17 protein-coding genes are annotated in these 18,206 nt (G+C 33.1%); 14 read left to right on the top strand and 3 right to left on the bottom strand.

Going from position 1 to position 18,206, the window contains the following annotated elements:
- The first annotated feature begins 516 nt into the window (after positions 1–516).
- From ABD771_RS04955 to ABD771_RS04945, 3 genes are all read left to right on the top strand, one after another.
- Positions 517–1,872: an alpha-amylase family glycosyl hydrolase gene (locus ABD771_RS04955; protein WP_345091477.1), complete on the top strand. Its 1,356-nt coding sequence runs from the start codon at positions 517–519 to the stop codon at positions 1,870–1,872.
- A 95-nt stretch (positions 1,873–1,967) separates the two neighbouring features.
- Entirely contained in the window at positions 1,968–3,986 is a 2,019-nt protein-coding gene (locus ABD771_RS04950; protein ID WP_345091475.1) for a M13 family metallopeptidase, read from the top strand.
- 137 nt (positions 3,987–4,123) lie between these two features.
- Positions 4,124–6,226, top strand: coding sequence for a prolyl oligopeptidase family serine peptidase (locus ABD771_RS04945; protein ID WP_345091472.1), 2,103 nt, complete (start codon positions 4,124–4,126; stop codon positions 6,224–6,226).
- A gap of 293 nt (positions 6,227–6,519) precedes the next feature.
- Here ABD771_RS04945 and ABD771_RS04940 read toward each other — a convergent pair whose 3' ends face one another.
- On the bottom strand, positions 6,520–7,068 hold the full coding sequence (locus ABD771_RS04940; protein WP_425556449.1) for a hypothetical protein: 549 nt from the start codon (positions 7,066–7,068) through the stop codon (positions 6,520–6,522).
- Positions 7,069–7,196: 128 nt separating this feature from the next.
- Between ABD771_RS04940 and ABD771_RS04935 the strand changes: the two genes are divergently transcribed.
- From ABD771_RS04935 to ABD771_RS04915, 5 genes are all read left to right on the top strand, one after another.
- Positions 7,197–8,207: a hypothetical protein gene (locus ABD771_RS04935; RefSeq protein ID WP_345091466.1), complete on the top strand. Its 1,011-nt coding sequence runs from the start codon at positions 7,197–7,199 to the stop codon at positions 8,205–8,207.
- Between the two features lie 194 nt (positions 8,208–8,401).
- Positions 8,402–8,617, top strand: coding sequence for a helix-turn-helix domain-containing protein (locus ABD771_RS04930; protein ID WP_345091463.1), 216 nt, complete (start codon positions 8,402–8,404; stop codon positions 8,615–8,617).
- Positions 8,617–9,564 (top strand): DNA cytosine methyltransferase, encoded by a 948-nt coding sequence (locus ABD771_RS04925; RefSeq protein ID WP_345091458.1) that lies wholly within the window; start codon positions 8,617–8,619, stop codon positions 9,562–9,564. The genes ABD771_RS04930 and ABD771_RS04925 overlap by 1 nt, the downstream gene beginning before the upstream one ends.
- A 32-nt stretch (positions 9,565–9,596) precedes the next feature.
- Positions 9,597–11,252 carry an McrB family protein gene (locus tag ABD771_RS04920; RefSeq protein ID WP_345091455.1) on the top strand — a complete coding sequence of 552 codons (1,656 nt, stop codon included), beginning with the start codon at positions 9,597–9,599 and terminating at the stop codon, positions 11,250–11,252.
- Between the two features lie 4 nt (positions 11,253–11,256).
- Entirely contained in the window at positions 11,257–12,936 is a 1,680-nt protein-coding gene (locus ABD771_RS04915) for a hypothetical protein (protein ID WP_345091451.1), read from the top strand.
- A gap of 13 nt (positions 12,937–12,949) precedes the next feature.
- Here the strand turns inward: ABD771_RS04915 and ABD771_RS04910 are convergent, their stop codons facing one another.
- Entirely contained in the window at positions 12,950–13,543 is a 594-nt protein-coding gene (locus ABD771_RS04910; protein ID WP_345091448.1) for a 2OG-Fe(II) oxygenase, read from the bottom strand.
- 205 nt (positions 13,544–13,748) lie between these two features.
- On the opposite strand from ABD771_RS04910, the gene ABD771_RS04905 reads away from it, so the two are divergent.
- The gene (locus ABD771_RS04905; RefSeq protein ID WP_345091445.1) at positions 13,749–14,342 is read left to right on the top strand and encodes an ATPase; all 594 of its coding nucleotides are present in this window, start codon (positions 13,749–13,751) and stop codon (positions 14,340–14,342) included.
- Complete coding sequence (locus tag ABD771_RS04900; protein WP_345091442.1) at positions 14,321–14,467, top strand: hypothetical protein; 147 nt, start codon at positions 14,321–14,323, stop codon at positions 14,465–14,467. Before ABD771_RS04905 ends, ABD771_RS04900 begins: the two co-directional genes overlap by 22 nt.
- A 604-nt stretch (positions 14,468–15,071) precedes the next feature.
- Here the strand turns inward: ABD771_RS04900 and ABD771_RS04895 are convergent.
- Positions 15,072–15,245, bottom strand: coding sequence for a hypothetical protein (locus ABD771_RS04895; RefSeq protein ID WP_345091694.1), 174 nt, complete (start codon positions 15,243–15,245; stop codon positions 15,072–15,074).
- On the opposite strand from ABD771_RS04895, the gene ABD771_RS04890 reads away from it, so the two are divergent.
- The 4 genes from ABD771_RS04890 (at position 15,163) to ABD771_RS04875 (ending at position 18,167) form a co-directional block, all read left to right on the top strand.
- On the top strand, positions 15,163–16,431 hold the full coding sequence (locus tag ABD771_RS04890; protein ID WP_345091691.1) for an ammonium transporter: 1,269 nt from the start codon (positions 15,163–15,165) through the stop codon (positions 16,429–16,431). The two genes, ABD771_RS04895 and ABD771_RS04890, sit on opposite strands and share 83 nt — an antisense overlap.
- A gap of 127 nt (positions 16,432–16,558) precedes the next feature.
- Positions 16,559–17,050, top strand: coding sequence for a nuclear transport factor 2 family protein (locus ABD771_RS04885; protein WP_345091439.1), 492 nt, complete (start codon positions 16,559–16,561; stop codon positions 17,048–17,050).
- A gap of 78 nt (positions 17,051–17,128) precedes the next feature.
- Positions 17,129–17,554 (top strand): hypothetical protein, encoded by a 426-nt coding sequence (locus tag ABD771_RS04880; protein ID WP_345091436.1) that lies wholly within the window; start codon positions 17,129–17,131, stop codon positions 17,552–17,554.
- A 22-nt stretch (positions 17,555–17,576) separates the two neighbouring features.
- Positions 17,577–18,167 carry a globin family protein gene (locus ABD771_RS04875; RefSeq protein WP_345091433.1) on the top strand — a complete coding sequence of 197 codons (591 nt, stop codon included), beginning with the start codon at positions 17,577–17,579 and terminating at the stop codon, positions 18,165–18,167.
- The last annotated feature ends 39 nt before the right edge of the window (positions 18,168–18,206 follow it).

Genomic DNA, 18,206 nt, shown 5'->3' with positions numbered 1-18,206 from the left:
ATTGTATTATTATGCTATTTTAAGTTCAATCTCCATAACTTCAATATAAAATCCTGTATCTATACATAATTATACCTTATTGATATTATACAATAAAAACTCTTTAATTAATAGTAGTTCATTCATATGAATAGGTTTTAAAGATTTTAAAGTGATTTTCTCCGAAGAAGTATGAAGATAATAACTGAGACAAAGAATTATTTGTTAACTCTTTGTTTTTCTGATTGTTAAATAAATTACCATCGCGTCAAAATTGTAACTTTCTCCAATAGGGGGAGCTTCTTAAAAATCCAGTTTATTTATTTAAACTGGATTTTTTGTTTTTAGGAATATCCTATCCGATTAAATCTATTTATTCAAATATCCAAAATTCCAATTTATTTATAATCTTCCGTGTAACGTGTTTTCTTAAAATAAATTTTTCTATAATGAACAAATAAAATCATTGGAAGAAAGTATGCCACCTCATCAAAATTTAAGATATTTACCTTTTCTAATACTTAAATTAATTTCACTATGAAAAAAGTCGGTATATCATTTTTATTAGTTGGTTTTATTCTTTCTTTCATTTGTTGTAAAAATGATAAATTAGTAAATGAGGATAATCTACAAATTGACGGTCATCCAGCTTGGATTATGCAAAGCAACATCTATGAGGTTAATGTTAGACAATATACTCCAGAAGGCACTCTAAATGCTTTTGCTAAACATCTTGACCGACTTAAAGCAATGGGAGTTGAAACTATTTGGTTCATGCCTATAAATCCAATTAGTAAAGTAGATAGAAAAGGTTCTTTAGGAAGTTACTATGCTGTTTCCGATTTTACTTCTATTAATCCAGAATTTGGGACTTTAGAAGACTTTAAAAATGTAGTGAAAGCAATTCATGATAGAGGAATGAAAGTAATAATTGACTGGGTTCCTAATCATACTGGAGCAGACCATCGTTGGTTAAAACAACATCCTGATTTTTATGTAAAAGACAGTGCTGGAAAAGCCGCAGTAGCTTTTGATTGGGCTGACGTTAGACAATTAGATTTTAAAAATCCTGTCTTACAAGATAGTATGGTAGCAGCTATGAAATTTTGGATAAAAGACACAGACATTGATGGATTTCGATGTGATGTTGCTTGGAATGTTCCAGCTAATTTTTGGAAAAAATCCATTCCACAATTGAAAAAAATGAAAAATGTTTTCATGTTGGCCGAAGGTGATAGCACCTATCTTCCAAAAAGTGGTTTTGACGCAGTATATCCTTGGCACATGTTCAAAATGATGGAAAAAGTGGCCAAAGGAGAAAGACCTGCGTTTAGTTTAGACAGTATTAATAAAGAAAATGAAACGCGTTATCCAAAGAATACCATCCAAATGTACTTCACAAGCAATCATGATGAAAACAGTTGGAACAAGGCCGATTATGGAACTTTTCCAAATGACGTACATGCACCTTTTGCAGTATTTACGCAAACAATGAAAAACTCCGTTCCACTTATTTACAGCGGACAGGAAGAACCTACTTTAAGAGCATTGAAGTTTTTTGACAAAGATCCGATGGAATTTAAAAATCTTAAAAGAGAGAAATTCTACAAAACATTACTTCATCTAAGAAAAAGAAATATAGCACTCTCTGCAAATGCTTCCTTCAAAAAAGTTGAAGCTGGTAATAAAGATGTTATTTATGCATACACCAGAAAAAAAGACAACAAAAAAATCCTTGTTATTTTAAATTTTTCTAATAAAGAGCAAAGTATCAAAATTTCTGATAAAACACTATTAGGAAAAGCTCATAATGTTTTTAACGAAAAAGAAGAAACCTTAAGTGGTAATGAGAGAAAAATAAAGCCTTGGGGTTATGAGGTTTATGAATACTAACACATAGCTAATTTTCAAGAGTGTGTAACATTTCATTCAAAATGATTACTAATAAATAGTTACTTATACTAAACAAACTAAAATTAAACTAAAATATGAAAAACATCAAAATCTCACTTCTTGCAGCAACCGTGCTTTTAGCATCTTGTAGCAAAAAAGAAGAATTGGTATCAGGTATTACCAAAAAGAATATGGATACCTTAGTGAAACCTGGCGATAACTTCGACCGTTTCGTTAATGGAACTTGGGCTAAAAACAACAAAATTCCTGCAGATAAATCATCGTATGGTGCTTTTGATATGCTGTATGACAAATCGCAAAAAGACGTTAAAGCTATCATTGAAGAAGCTTCTAAAGGAAGCTTTTCTGAAGGTTCAGACGAGCAAAAAATTGGAGATTACTACAGCTCTTATACAAATCGTAAAGACCGTGATGCTAAAGGCGTTACTCCTATTCAATCGGAATTAAAAGCTATTGATGCTATTGCGAATTATACGGACTTAGCAACTTATTTTGGAAAAGCTAACAGAACTGGAGTATCAATTCCTTTTTCAGTTGCTGTTACTGAAGATTTTAAAGATCCAAAAAAATACACTTTAATGACTTGGCAAGGTGGCTTAGGACTTCCTGAAAGAGAATACTACCTACAGAACGATGCCAAAATGTCGGACATTCGTAAGAACTATGTAGCGCATATCGAAAAAATGTGGCAACTAGTTGGATTACCAAATGGCGCTGAAAGTGCAGCTAAAGTTATGGCTTTAGAAACTACTTTGGCAACCAACCACATGAAAAAAGAAGACACTCGTAACACAGCAGCGCTTTACAACAAATATGCTTTAACCGATTTAAAATCGTTAATGCCTGATTTTGATTGGACAGCTATGTTAAAAAATGCAGGTGTTGCTAACGAAAAAAATATTGTGATTGCTCAAGTTGCTTACACAAAAAGCTTAAACAACATCATCAAAAATACACCTATTGATACTTGGAAAACGTATTTAAAATGGAGTTTAATTAACAACACTGCTGGTTATTTAAACACTGCTTTAGACAAACAAAACTTCGAGTTCTACGGAAAAACATTGTACGGAACAGAACAACAAGAAGAAGATTGGAAAAGAGCGGTTAGCGCTGTAAATGGTGGTTTGGGTGAAATTGTTGGTAAAGTATATGTAAAAAAACACTTTACTCCAGAAGCTAAAGAACGCATGACAGCTATGGTAAAAAACCTACTTAAAGCTTACGCAGCAAGCATCAAAGAATTAGATTGGATGAGTGCTAACACTAAAAAAGAAGCTCTTGCCAAAGTAGATAAATTCATGATTAAAATTGGATATCCAGACAAATGGAGAGACTACTCAGCATTAAAAGTTGCTAAAAATGATTTGTTCGGAAATGCAACTAGAGCTACCGAATTTGAATACAACCGTATGCTAAACAAATTAGGAAAACCTGTTGATAGAGCTGAATGGGGAATGAATCCTCAAACGGTGAATGCTTATTACAACCCTACGCTTAACGAAATTGTTTTTCCAGCGGCAATTCTTCAACCACCTTTCTTTAATTTAGAAGCTGATGATGCTGTAAATTATGGTGGAATTGGAGCTGTTATTGGACACGAAATCGGACACGGATTCGACGATCAAGGAAGTACTTTTGATGGTGAAGGTGTAATGAGAAATTGGTGGACTCCACAAGATTTAACAGCTTTTCAAACAAGAACAAAAGCGCTTGTTGACCAATACAACAGCTTTAAAGCTTTCCCAGACTTAAACCTTAACGGAAGTTTTACTCTTGGTGAAAACATTGGTGACTTAGGTGGATTGAGCATCGCTCTTAAAGCTTACAAAATGTCACTAAACGGAAAAGAAGCTCCTAAAATGGACGGTTACACAGGAATTCAAAGAGTATTCCTTGGTTGGGGACAAGTATGGTTAGACAAAACTCGTGAAGAGGCCTTGAGAAGTCAAGTAGCTTCCGACCCACATTCGCCTGCTAAATTTAGAATTAATGGTGTGGTTAGAAACATCCCAGAATTCTACGAAGCATTCAACGTAAAAGCAACAGATTCGCTTTATTTAGCTCCAGAAAAAAGAGTTAAAATTTGGTAATCAAATTCAAATCAATAATCAAACCCAGCAGCAATGTTGGGTTTTTTTTAGCTTTAAATTCTGATAGAGAAATTTAAAAAATGGTAACAAATAAATTCACTATTTTTGTTTTGCAAACACTTCAACACAATCAAAAAATGAAAAAATCAATTCTAATAATGGCTTTGGCACTCCCAATTACACTTATGAGTCAAAACAAAATGCAATATCCAACCACCACAAAAGGTCAAGTAACCGATACCTATTTCTATACAAAAGTAGCCGATCCTTACCGTTGGCTTGAAGACGATAGGTCAGAGGAAACTGGTTCGTGGGTGAAAGAACAAAACCGTCTTACTTACGATTATCTTAGTAAAATTCCCTATCGTGACGCCCTAAAATCAAGACTTGAAAAACTATGGAACTACGAAAAAATAAGCGCTCCTTTCAAAGAAGGTAACTTTACGTATTACTATAAAAACAACGGACTTCAAAACCAATCAGTGCTTTACAGAAAAGATGCCAAAGGAGAAGAAAGCGTATTTCTTGACCCAAATACTTTTTCTAAAGATGGAACCTCATCACTTGGTGGTGTAAATTTTTCTGAAGATGGTTCTAAAGTGGCCTACTCTATTTCTGAAGGTGGTAGCGATTGGAGAAAAGTAATCGTTATGGATGCCGTTACCAAAAAAATATTGGAACCAACTTTGGAAGACATTAAATTCAGTGGCGTGTCTTGGAAAGGAAACGATGGCTTCTATTATTCAAGTTATGACAAACCTGATGGTAGCGAACTTTCGGCAAAAACCGACCAACACAAATTGTATTACCATAAAGTAGGAACACGTCAAAAAGACGATAAAGTAATTTTTGGCTTAGACCAAAAAAGAAGATATGTAGGTGGTTATGTAACAGAAGACAATCATTATTTAGTGATTACTGCTTCTACATCCACTTATGGAAATGAATTGTACATTCAAGATTTAACCAAACCAAATAGTCCCATTGTAACTATTGTAGATAATTTCAATAGCGATAATTCTATCATCGACAATCAAGGTTCAAAATTGTTTATTGCTACCGATTTAAATGCACCAAACACACGCGTTGTAACCGTTGATGTTAGCAATCCGAAACCTGAAAATTGGAAAGACCTTATTCCAGAAACCGAGAACGTTCTTAATGTTTCGACAGGAAGTGGTTATCTTTTTGCCAACTACATGATTGATGCTGTTTCGGCTATCAAACAATATGATTATTCTGGAAAATTAGTAAGAAACATCCAATTGCCAGGAATAGGAACTGCTGGAGGTTTTGGCGGTAAAAAAACGGAAAAGGTACTTTATTACTCTTTTACAAATTATACAACGCCGGGTTCAACGTATTCATTTGACCCAAAATCTGGTGTTTCTAAAGTATATCAAACACCTAAAATTGATTTCAATTCCAACGATTACGAATCTAAACAAGTGTTTTATACTTCCAAAGATGGAACTAAAATCCCAATGATTATTACCCACAAAAAAGGATTGAAATTGGATGGTAAAAACCCAACTATTCTTTATGGATATGGTGGTTTTAATATTAGTTTGACACCAAGTTTTAGTATTTCAAATGCCGTTTGGATGGAAAATGGTGGTATTTATGCTGTAGCCAACCTTCGTGGTGGTGGCGAATACGGAAAAAAATGGCACGTAGCCGGAACAAAAATGCAAAAGCAAAATGTATTCAACGATTTCATTGCTGCTGCAGAATATCTAATCTCAGAAAAATATACTTCTTCTGATTTCCTAGCCATTCGTGGTGGTTCTAATGGCGGATTGCTAGTAGGCGCAACCATGACTCAAAGACCAGATTTGATGAAAGTAGCACTACCAGCAGTTGGTGTAATGGACATGTTACGTTACCACACTTTTACCGCAGGAGCAGGTTGGGCATACGATTATGGAACAGCCGAAGACAGTAAAGAAATGTTCGAATACATTAAAGGCTATTCACCAGTACACAATGTAAAACCAAATACTAAATATCCTGCAACTATGGTAACCACTGGCGACCATGATGACAGAGTAGTTCCGGCACACAGTTTTAAATTTGCTGCCGAGTTGCAAGACAAACAAGCTGGTGACAACCCAACATTAATAAGAATAGACATAAACGCCGGACACGGAGCTGGAAAATCAGTAGCAGCATCCATCCAAGAAAGTGTAGATATTATGGCATTCACACTATACAATATGGGAATAACAAAACTTCCGTAGTCAGTATTCAGTGCTCAGTGTTCAGTTAACATAAATACTGAACACTGAACACTGATAAAACTAAACGTCTTTTTTAGATTTCTCCTCCTCTGGAGAAGTGGCTGAAAGCCGAGGTGGCTTTTGATTTTCTTAGATAAAACATCATTTTAAAAATCAGAAAACACGCAAAATGAAATTAATCACACTAACTTAGTGCTAAATGCTAATTGCTAATTGCTGATTGCTAATTGCTAATTGCTGATTGCTAATTGCTGATTGCTAATTGCTAATTGCTAATTGCTAAACACTAAACCCTACTCCTTCTTAGGCAAAGGCGCACCAACAGCAACAGAACAAACATGTCCTTCTTGACCGTGAGGTGGATTCATTCCTGGAGCCGTTTCTACAGGAGCTGCAATAGTTGCAGGTAAGTTATTATTAGTAGTTGTAATTTTTGCACCATTTTGAGTTACCGTTCCTGGAGTTGAACCAGCAGAAGTAATAGTTGCCGATTGTGTTGAAGCCGTTGTTGTTTTGGCTGGAGCCGAATTCAATGGAGCACCAACAGCTACATCACAACGATGCCCTGGTTGACCATGCGCTGGATTCATTCCTTTTCCAACTTTTACTGGTTGAGCCGTTGTTGGAGTTACCATGCCATTTGGTGTAGTCATCATAGGCGCACCAGGTTGTGCAGCAGCAGTTGATGGTGTTGTAGGCTCAGCAGTTGGACCTTTAAAATCATCCGAAAAGGCAGAGGTTTCTGGATTAGTTGAAACTACATTGGTTTCCTCTTCCTGCTTACAAGAAACAAATCCTAAAGCCACTAAAACTATACATGATACTATATTCTTCATAACAATACTTTTTTTGATAACATCAAATATACAAGTTTTATAAAACAAAACAACAAACTGGCTGTCATTTTAAAAAATTCTAATCGTTACTCCAACTAAAAAATCACTACATTTATACCTCCTAAAATAATACTATGTCTGTCGCCAAATACACGCTGCTGCTTTTGTCATTACTTGTACTTACCTCAAGTTGCAACCAATCGCAGTCTAAGGAAAATAAGCCAGCAAAAGCCAAAGTAGATACTGTCAAAGTAGCCAAAGTCATCACTTTAGATACTGTCGATTATCAAAAAAGAATGGTAGCACTAAGCAATGGCGACACTACTGGAAAATGGCCAGTAAAAACCGTTCATCCTTTGCCTGGAGCACTTTTGCCCTACAAACGCATCATCGCTTTTTACGGAAACCTCTATTCTAAACGAATGGGAATATTAGGCGAACTTCCTAAAACGGAAATGCTCAACAAACTAAAAGAAGAAGTAGCACTTTGGAAAGCAGCAGATTCTACGGTAGAAACCGTTCCTGCGTTGCATTATATTGCGGTTACAGCTCAAGGCAAAAATGGTAGCGGTAGCAACTACAGACTAAGAATGCCGTTCAAACAAATTGATACCGTAATGGCTTGGGCAAAAGAAATTGATGCCTTAGTTTTTCTAGACGTTCAAGTGGGACACAGCACTGTGAAAGAAGAAATTGCAACACTAACCGATTATTTAAAACTTCCCAACGTTCACTTAGGCATTGATCCCGAATTTTCTATGAAAGGTGGCGAAGTTCCTGGTGCCAAAATTGGAACCATGTCGGCAACCGATATCAATGATGCCATAGATTTTCTTACTACTCTAGTTACAGAAAACAACCTACCACCAAAAGTATTGGTAGTACATCGTTTTACCAAAAAAATGATTACCGACTACGACCAAATAAAACCAACCGCGCAAGTACAAGTAGTAATTGACATGGACGGCTTTGGCAGCAAAGAACTAAAAAAAGCCACTTGGATGCGAACCATCTACCCAGAACCAGTACAATTCACGGGCTTCAAACTTTTCTACAAAAACGACAACGAAGGCAAAGCCGAAATGTACACACCACAAGAATTACTTCAATTCACACCAAAACCGATTTATATACAATACCAATAAAAAATACTTCCTCAACATTCTTCTCCTCTGAAGTAGTGCCCGAAGGACGAGGTGGAAAACACTACCTTTTTAAAAACCTCTAACGAAAGTTGGAGGTTTTTTTTGTTACTTATTATAACCAAATATTCCAAAATGGAATAGCAATATTTAGTTTATAATATTGCTTATTGGAATAATTTATTATTTCTACTACTATGACAGAAAAAAAAATTAATCAAAACATTTCACACCAATTAGTTAAAGCTAGAGAAGAATTGGGCTTTACTCAAATGAAAGTACAAAACGATAAAATTATCAAACAAAGTACTTTATCTAAAATTGAAAACGGAGTGAAAAACATTAGCGCTGCCAAACTTTTTATTCTGGCTGAATATTATAAAAAACCTATAGAATACTTTTTTGAGAAATAATGAAAGATAAATTAAGAGTCTTTGAAGCTTTTGCAGGATATGGTGGAGCTTCTTTTGGACTTAAAAAAGCAAAAATAAAACATGAAGTTATTGGTTATTCTGAATTTGACAAATACGCATCTGAAATTTTTGAACTAAATCATCCTAAAATCAAAGCTTTTGGTGATATAACACTAATAAATCCTAAAGATTTACCTGATTTTGATTTATTTACTGGAGGATTTCCTTGTCAGCCATTTTCATCTGCTGGTTTAGGAAAAGGTGAGTTAGATATAAGAGGAACACTTTTTTATGATGTAATAAGAATTTGTGAAGCAAAAAAACCAAAACATATTCTATTAGAAAATGTTAAAGGATTGACGACAAAAAGACACAAGGATACTTTTGAGAAAATTCTTAGTGAGTTGAAAAGAATAGGGTATGAAGTTTCTTGGAAAGTTTTAAATTCAAAAGATTATGATAATGCTCAAAATCGTGAGAGATTATGGATTTATGGTTGTCTCGATGGTTTGCCTAATGATTTTGACATTGATCCAGGGAAAATAGAGTTAAAAAAGAGATTCTCAGATTTTCTTGATGAAAATCCTGAAGAAAATTTATTTTTAAATGACAAACAAATATCAAGATTAGAAGAATTACACAAAGTTGATTTTAATGTTAAAGAAAGTCTTTGTCTAGATATTTATAACAAAAAGATTCGTCTTGATGGAACATGTATAACAATAACAGAGCCTCATCATAATTCATTGAGAGTTGTTCATCCTCCTAAGGATGGAAAATTTATTGTAAGAAAGTTATCTGTAAAAGAACATTATAGATTAATGGGTTTTACCGATGGTGAAATGAATTTTGGTAATCAGTCATACCAACAATTATGTAAAAGAGCTGGTAATGGTTGGGATGTGAATTTAGTATCATTGATAACCAAAAAAATCTTTAAAAAATAATTTAACATATTATGAGATTAAATTTATCAACAATGTTCACAAAAATCTCCTCTCCAATAAAAAGTGGAGGGAATGCTGGATGGAATCTAGAAATTGGACAATCTGAAAAATATAATTTCACTTTCACTCATAGTGGTGTTTCTGAAATCTTTAATGGAATGTTATATAATAAAGTGAAAGATGAAACATTATTTAATTATGGTAGTGAAAGTGGAGAAAAGAAATTCAAACTAATTTCAGTTTTTAATAATATCAAATTAAAAATTTTTGATGTTGAAGATTCAAATTTCAAAATTCATGAAATGGTAAATCCATTTATTTTTTTGTTGATGGAGGATGATTCAGAATCTCATTCAAACGAAAATTCAAAAAGGCATATTTTAAAATTCAAAAAAGCATTTAAATATAGTGATATTTCTAATGATAAGTTTTATGATGAAATTGACAACATAATAGGTCTAAATACTCCATGGTTTGGTATTGAAATGAATTATTATCCAGTTATAGAAAAAGAAAGTAACTTATTAGTATTTGATATTATTAAATGTAAAAAAGGAGAAAAAGATTATTATTTAGACTCGTCTGCGAGAGGTAAATTTTGGAATAAATACATTAAGATGTATGACAATTCTTTGATTGAAAATCCAGGAAACAACGAAACTATTTATAATAAAATTAATCTTCCTGATCATGAATCAGGATTAAATAAAATATTTTATGGTGCACCTGGAACAGGAAAATCATATAAAGTTGACACCCTAATTCAAGGTTTAGAATCTAAATATTATGAAAGAGTAACATTTCATCCAGAATTTGATAACGCAAGTTTTATTGGTGGGTATAAGCCGATATCAACAAAGGATGAAAATGGTGATGATATAATTAAATATAAATTTATTCCTCAATCGTTTACAAATATTTATGCAAGAGCTTGGCAAAATATTGAAAATCCATATTATATGGTGATTGAAGAAATAAATAGAGGCAATTGTGCAGAGATTTTTGGTGAATTATTTCAACTCCTAGATAGAAATTCTAATTATTCTGTTTCTCCTTCAAGTGAGTTAAAAGAATATTTAGAGAATGAGGTTTTTGAAGATAAAAATCATGAAGGAATCATAAATGGATTAAAACTACCACCCAATTTAAACATTTATGCGACAATGAATACTTCAGACCAATCTCTATTCCCAATGGATAGTGCTTTCAAAAGAAGATGGGATTGGGAATATATTCCTATTTGCTACAAAACAACAGATGATTTTGGTAAACCAAACGATTCATATTATTTTGAAATTGATATAGAAAATGGTAAAAAGTATAGTTGGTTAGATTTTATTAAAATAGTCAACCTAAATCACATTAAAATAAATCCTTCACTAGGTATGGATAAATGTATTGGTAACTATTTTATTAAGCCTGATAATGATAAAACAATCTCATTACAACCATTCATAAACAAAGTAATTTTCTATTTATGGAATGATGTCTTTAAGGATGAGGACAATAAAGTTTTTGAAGAAAACACATCATATGAAGATTTCTTTCCAATTAGTTCAAATGGTAAGAAAAAAATTAACGAGTTATTCGATAGAATTGAACTACTTCCTATAAAAGATTATAAAGAAAACCAACAAGAACCTAAATTAGGATTAGTAGCCGAAGATAAAGAAGAAATGGATTCGTAATACCATGAAAATCTTAATTGAAAACGAAATATATCCAATAGAATTACTTCAAGAAGTATTCGATGATCCAAAGTTTTATAAACAAAACGGTTTGGAAGGATCTATAACGTCTGTTGGTTATTATCATTCTTTTGAGAAAAATAGTTTGGTTTTTATGATACCTAAAGTCTTTATGCGTGATAAAGACAAAACTGTTTTTGGCTGTACAAAAAATGAATTGGTTAACTTAATTGAAAACGAATCTATAAAACATAAAACCCAATACAATTGGGTTAGACAACTATCAGTACACTTTTACAATAGTTTAACTGAATTCAAAAAAAGATATAATCAAACTTCAATAATTCACAATTCTGAAACCTTTGAACTAAACACAAATTTAGGCGACAAAGAATATTCCTTTCTTGATTTATTATTAAGCTTTGTAAACTTCTATAAAAAGAACAAACAACAAATCTTATTCAAGCATATTGAATTTGTTTCCAACCAAGCAAAAAAACCAAAATGGGAGAAAACCATTAGAAAATCATTACCGATTTTATTAAATGGAAAAACTCCAATTTATACGGAAATAAGAAACAAGAAGAAAATAATCAATAATGAAGAGGAATTATTAACCTACTTCTTTTCAATACTAAATCGTTTAAACAAACAACATAATTTAAATCTTAAAATCGATAAATCATATAATTTAATTGAGGGAATTCCTTTTGAAAGATTATGCAGAAATGGCAGTTCTAAACTAAGAAAAATTAAGCATCGTTATTTCAATGATACATTAAGAAAAATGTATGTTTTATGTGATTTATATTTTTCACAATTTGACAAAAGTAGCATCAAAAGAAAAAAAGAAGATTTCCTAGCCATTAACAACTATAACTTAGTTTTTGAAGATATGGTAGATAAATTGTTCTCTGATAAATTAATAACTTTAGAAGTCGATGGTATTACAATAGAAAAACTTAAAAACAATGATGATGGTAAAATTATAGATCATATTTATGATTATAAATCTTTAATTGATACAAGTAATATTTTCTATATTGGAGACTCAAAATATTATAAATCAAACAATAATGCTGATAAAGTTTCAAAGTATAAGCAATTTACCTATGCAAAAAATATAATTCAATTTAATATTGATTTATTGAATAAAAAAGGAGAAAATAATATTGGTAATTTAAGATATAGAGATGGAATAACTGAAGGTTATAATATTTCTCCTAATTTCTTTATTTATGGATATATAAATGATGTTTCCGATTATGAACAACATTCCATTGTCAAGAAAAAAGAAACAATACCATCATTTCATTTTAAAGAGAGATTATTTGATAGAGATACATTATTTGTTCATCAATACAAGATAAATTTTTTATATGTTTTAAAAGCTTACACAAACTTCAATGAATCTGAAATAAAAGATTTTAGAAAGGAAATAAAAGACACTTTTAGAAATCACTTTCTTGATTTTTTTAACAATAAAGAAGAATGTGGTTTTGAATTTTACGAATCAAAACTTCCAACGGAAGAGTATAAAACATTTGTAAATCAAAACTTTAAAAAATTAAATGGTAAATGTTTTTGCACTATTGACAATAAATTATTACTAGCAAAACATAAAGATGATTCAGAATTGGAAGAGCTATTAGCTTATTTCAAAAAAATTGATGCTTTACAATAATTTCAAAACAACTCTATCCTCTCTTCAACCAACCAGTCACACTAAACCTTCTTTCATTGGTAACTAAAACTTCGTGTTGCAGTTCGTCGCTTTTAAAGAAAACGGTTTTACCTTGCATGGGTGCAATGGTTTGGTTATTGGGTTTTTGGTGTATAAAGAGTTCGCCACCATCTTCGGTGTTCCAATGTGGGTTCAGGTAACTCACCATCGAGAATTGGCGTTTGTTGTCGTCTTCAAATTGGTCTAAATGCGGTCGGTAAAAACTTCCAATTTCATATAGCGAGTAATGAAACTCATAGCTTTTTATGTTGGTAAAACAAGTCTCGTTTAGGTACTCAATAAACGCTTCTATTTTTTCTAGAAACTCCGTTTCGTGGCGGTTGTTGTGGGCTTTGTCTAGCCAATAAATCTTGTCGTTTCTTATCAAATCGTCAAAAACCATAGTGCCATCGTTGCCAACACCAGCCGTAATCATCTTTTGGTCGTCGTTCAAAGCAAGCATATTGGCTTTTAAATGATAACACAAATCATCACTCAAAAAGTGGTCGGCAACACCCACTTTATGTTCCATATAACTCGCAATCAAGGTTTCAAAATTTGCATCCATACTACATTCCCAACACTTGATTAGACAAGATGGTGTAAGGTAACGCTTTAAAAACCGGTAAAGTTCTTATTTAACGTTTAGTACAAGAATTAACTCCTGTTTTAATAGTAAGTAATTTGGTTTCTGTAATTTCTATTGAACTTAAGAATAATCGTTTTCAGTTCACTTCGAAAATTATTCTGTCAATTTAGTTATATTTGCGTCTATGGAAGAAAAGAATTTGTATATAATTGCAGGTTGCAACGGTGCTGGAAAAACAACAGCCTCTTTTACTATTCTTCCTGAAATTCTAGATTGCAAGGAATTTGTTAATGCTGATGAAATTGCAAAAGGACTCTCACCATTTCAGCCAGAAAAAGTTTCCTTTGAAGCTGGTAGAATAATGCTTAACAGAATTGAAGATTTGTTGTCTCAAAATGAAAATTTTGCATTTGAAACAACACTAGCAACAAGGAGTTATAAAAACAAAGTTCTTGAAGCAAAAAAAAGAGGTTACAATGTTACACTACTATTTTTTTGGCTTAAGAATCCAGAACTAGCTAAAGAAAGAGTGAAAATAAGAGTTCTTGAAGGTGGTCACAACATCCCTGAGGATGTAATCGAAAGAAGATATTATAAAGGAATTAAAAACCTTTTTGAAATTTATCTTTCAATTGTTGATCAAGCGTTACTTTTTGATAACTCTGAAGGAAAACATGATTTAATTGCAGAAATGTCGGCGAGTGAAGAATTAAATATTCTAAATGAGAATAAGTTTAACGAATTAATAAATTACTTATGTCACCAGAATCCAAAATAGAAAAAAGAAATAAAATCTTGAAAGGTTTAGAAAAAGCCTACGAAAAAATGATTGCATTCAAAAAAGAGCACAAAAGTGAACTTGTAATTATTCAAGATAATAAAATAGTTAAAATCAAACTATAATTAGATATTTTAAACTTCATTAGTTTATAACGAGTGTATTTTTATGTATGCCGAGTGTATGCTAGAAGTAAGAATGAAGTATAGAATAGATTACTCAGAAGTATCAAATTAACTATTAGATTATTTCAAATTTACTACAACATTTAAAGTATCACTCCATCTTAAAAATCCGTCCTTATCCGCGTTGCAAAGCATCCGTCCAATCCGCGTTCCATAAAAGCGAAGCGCATCCAAAAACCATAAAAACTATATTTGTATAACTATAATAGGATTTATTAATCTGTATAGTTATTTTAGGACGGGTCAAACGTATAGATACTTCATAGATAAAGCATAGATAGTGTATAGATAAAGCATGGATAGTGCATGAAATGTGAAAGAATTAAGTAGTTAAAAAACAGTAGTCAAATAAGTCCTATTCAATCCAAATACACCAAGTAATTTCTAATAATAAAGCATTGATAAAATAAAGAGCTTTTATTTTCATAAATACAAAAAATAGTGATTTTTAATAAATAATTAATAAAAATCAATATACAACCCTATTTTTTCATTCAAATTAAACTAAAAATACTACTATTTTTATAATTTTACCCTATTATTTTTAGGGTATAGTGTAAAAATAAATAAAAATGGGTTTAGAAAAACGTTGGATATCGGCTTTTGTAATTATTACTGTAGTAGCAGTAACAGGTTTGTTTTGGCAACACCAACCGCCAACTACCAATTTCAACGAAGCCAACACCATTAACTTTGCTGATGTAGCTTGGTTGCTCACAGCATCGTGCTTAGTTTTACTAATGACACCCGGACTTTCCTTTTTCTATGGCGGTATGGTAGGTAAGAAAAACGTTATTTCTACCATGCTCAAAAGTTTCATCTGCCTTGGAGTCGTAAGTTTGTTATGGGTAACCGTAGGATTCAGTCTCTCCTTCGGAAGCCCAATAGGAATCAACCTCAACGGAACGTATTATGGAATTATTGGCAACCCACTAGATTTTGCCTTCTTCGATCAAGTAGAACTTTTGCCTCACAAAGCTTTAGGTTCTAGTATTCCTTTCATCTTGTTTGCCCTTTTTCAAATGAAATTTGCTGTGATTACGCCTGCAATCATAACCGGCGCTTTAGCCGAGCGTATTCGCTTTATCTCTTTCCTCTTATTTATTTGTTTGTTTACAGTTTGTATTTACGCACCGTTATGCCACATGATTTGGCATCCTCACGGCCTATTGGGTGGTTATTTCGGCGTAAAGGATTTCGCTGGAGGTACAGTGGTACACATGAGCGCAGGTTTCGCAGCATTAGCAGGAGTCATTGTTTTGGGCAAAAGAAAAAACAGCGAACACATTCCAACCAACATTCCGTTCGTACTTCTAGGAACCGGATTGCTATGGTTTGGCTGGTTTGGTTTCAATGCAGGTTCGGCACTTGCAGCCAACGCAACAGCAGCTATGGCATTTGCAACAACCACCATCGCGTCAGCTTCAGCCATGATGACGTGGGTATTTTTTGATAGACTAAACGGAAGAAAAGTTTCCGCTCTCGGAGCTTGTATTGGAGCAGTAGTTGGTTTAGTTGTAATCACACCATCAGCAGGTTACATAACCGTTCCACAAAGTATCTTCTTCGGATTCATAGGCGCCATAGTTTCCAACAAAATGGTCTATTGGAAAAAGCTAAAGCAAATAGACGACACGCTAGACGTTTTCGCCTGTCACGGAGTAGGCGGAATAATGGGTATGATTCTAACAGCCATCTTCGCCCACGGAGAAAACGCAAGCCTACTTCACGGCGGTTGGAGTGTTTTTGGTCACCACATGATGGCATTGGTTTTAGTCTCTGCGTTCACTTTTGGAGGCGCTTATTTACTTTTCAAACTAACCAACCTCATCATCCCAATCCGCGTCACAGAAGAATCTGAAGACTTAGGTTTGGACTTGTCCCAACATGGTGAGAAGTTCTAACTCAAAATTAAAAGATCGCAACACTGATTAAAGAAATTTTTAAAATTATTATAATTTCTTTAATCAGTGTTCCAAAAAAATAAGTGTATTTGATAAAATTTTTCCTATTTTTATCAAAACAAATCCCATGAAAAAACTACTTCTCACACTAGCACTTATAACACAATTGTCCTTTGCCCAAGACAAACAAGCTATAAACACAATGCTAGACAATTGGCACAAAGCAGCAGCTGATGTTCAATTTGACAGCTACTTCAGTTACTTAACAGATGACGCTATCTACATAGGAACCGATGCCACAGAAAACTGGAATAAAAAACAATTCCAAGCTTTTGCAAAACCCTATTTCGATAAAGGTCGCGCATGGAGTTTCACAGCTTTAGAAAGAAACATCTACTTCTCTAAAGACGGAAAAATGGCATGGTTTGACGAACTTTTAAACACCCAAATGAAAATCTGTAGAGGTTCTGGTGTACTCGTAAAAGTAAAAAACACTTGGAAAATAAAGCACTATGTATTATCGATGACCATCCCCAACGACAATACCAACGATGTCATAAAAACAAAGGCGCCAATAGAAGATGCGCTGATTGAAAAACTAAAAACTAAAGTTCCTTAATTGGAACTTTTTTTATGCCCAATAAAACCAAACCTTTTTTTTTCTCGTACATGACTCTATAAACAAATCAAGAACGTCATGAAAATTAACAAAAAAGTAAAAATCGCTCTACTCAGTCTTCTGGGAATCGGACTATTATTTTTTGCAATATTAGTCTATCACATAGCTAATGCTAGACCAATTGAAAATGCAACCATCCAAATCAGCAGAATCGATTTTGACAAACCATTTGATTCCATCGGAACGGTTGAAATAAGAGAAAAACTACACGCTATTAAAGGTGTAAAAAGTGACATTATTATCAAAAACAATGTAGTGGTCTACTTTCACGACAACACCATAGCCAACTCAGAAAAAGTGTATAACGAATTAATGAGTAAAGGAAATTATAAAGCAGAACGTTTTGTATTACCAACCAATCTTGCCAACAAGCAAGTGTGCCCAGTAATCAAGAAAGATGGCTTGAGTTATAAGTTTACCAAACTAGTACAATCAATTTTTTAATTAATCTTTAAATATAAATGCTATGACTAAATTTTCAAAACTTGCACTTTGTGCATTGGTAATTGGAGCATCAGTGTTCACATCTTGTAGTGATGATGATGAAACACCAGCAGCTCCAGAAAAACCATCAATTTACGCTAGATTGGGTGGAACAACAATGGTAGCCGATCCAGACAATGCTGGACAAATGATCGAGCAAGGTCGTTTGAGCTACAGAAAAGTGGTAAATTCAACAATTGGACTAATCGTTGCTGATGTTCAAAATGGTGCTTCAGGTAACTTAGGCGCACATTTTTCGCCAGTACTTACAGAAGTTGGTGCAGGAAACACAACTAATTTAGCCATTCTAGTGGATAACTTAACCGATTTCTTCTCGTTCAACACAGGAGGAACAAATCCAGTAAATACTTACTCAGGACTTAACATGGTTGATGCTCACAATCCAGCAACTAACCCAAGAATGGGTGTAAAATCTACTAATGCAAACTACGACAAATTTGAAGGTTATGTAGGTGCTGCTGCCGTTGCTAACGGTGTACCAGCTAACTCAGAACTATATAATGATGTAGTAGCTGTATTAGAATCTCTAAGAGCTCCGATTGTTCAACAATAGGATTTTTTTGTTTAGAGTGAGCGCTACCTTGTTCTTGGG

The organism is Flavobacterium chungnamense, from assembly GCF_039539165.1.
Taxonomy (GTDB): domain Bacteria; phylum Bacteroidota; class Bacteroidia; order Flavobacteriales; family Flavobacteriaceae; genus Flavobacterium; species Flavobacterium chungnamense.
This window is presented reverse-complemented; position numbering and strand designations above follow the sequence as displayed.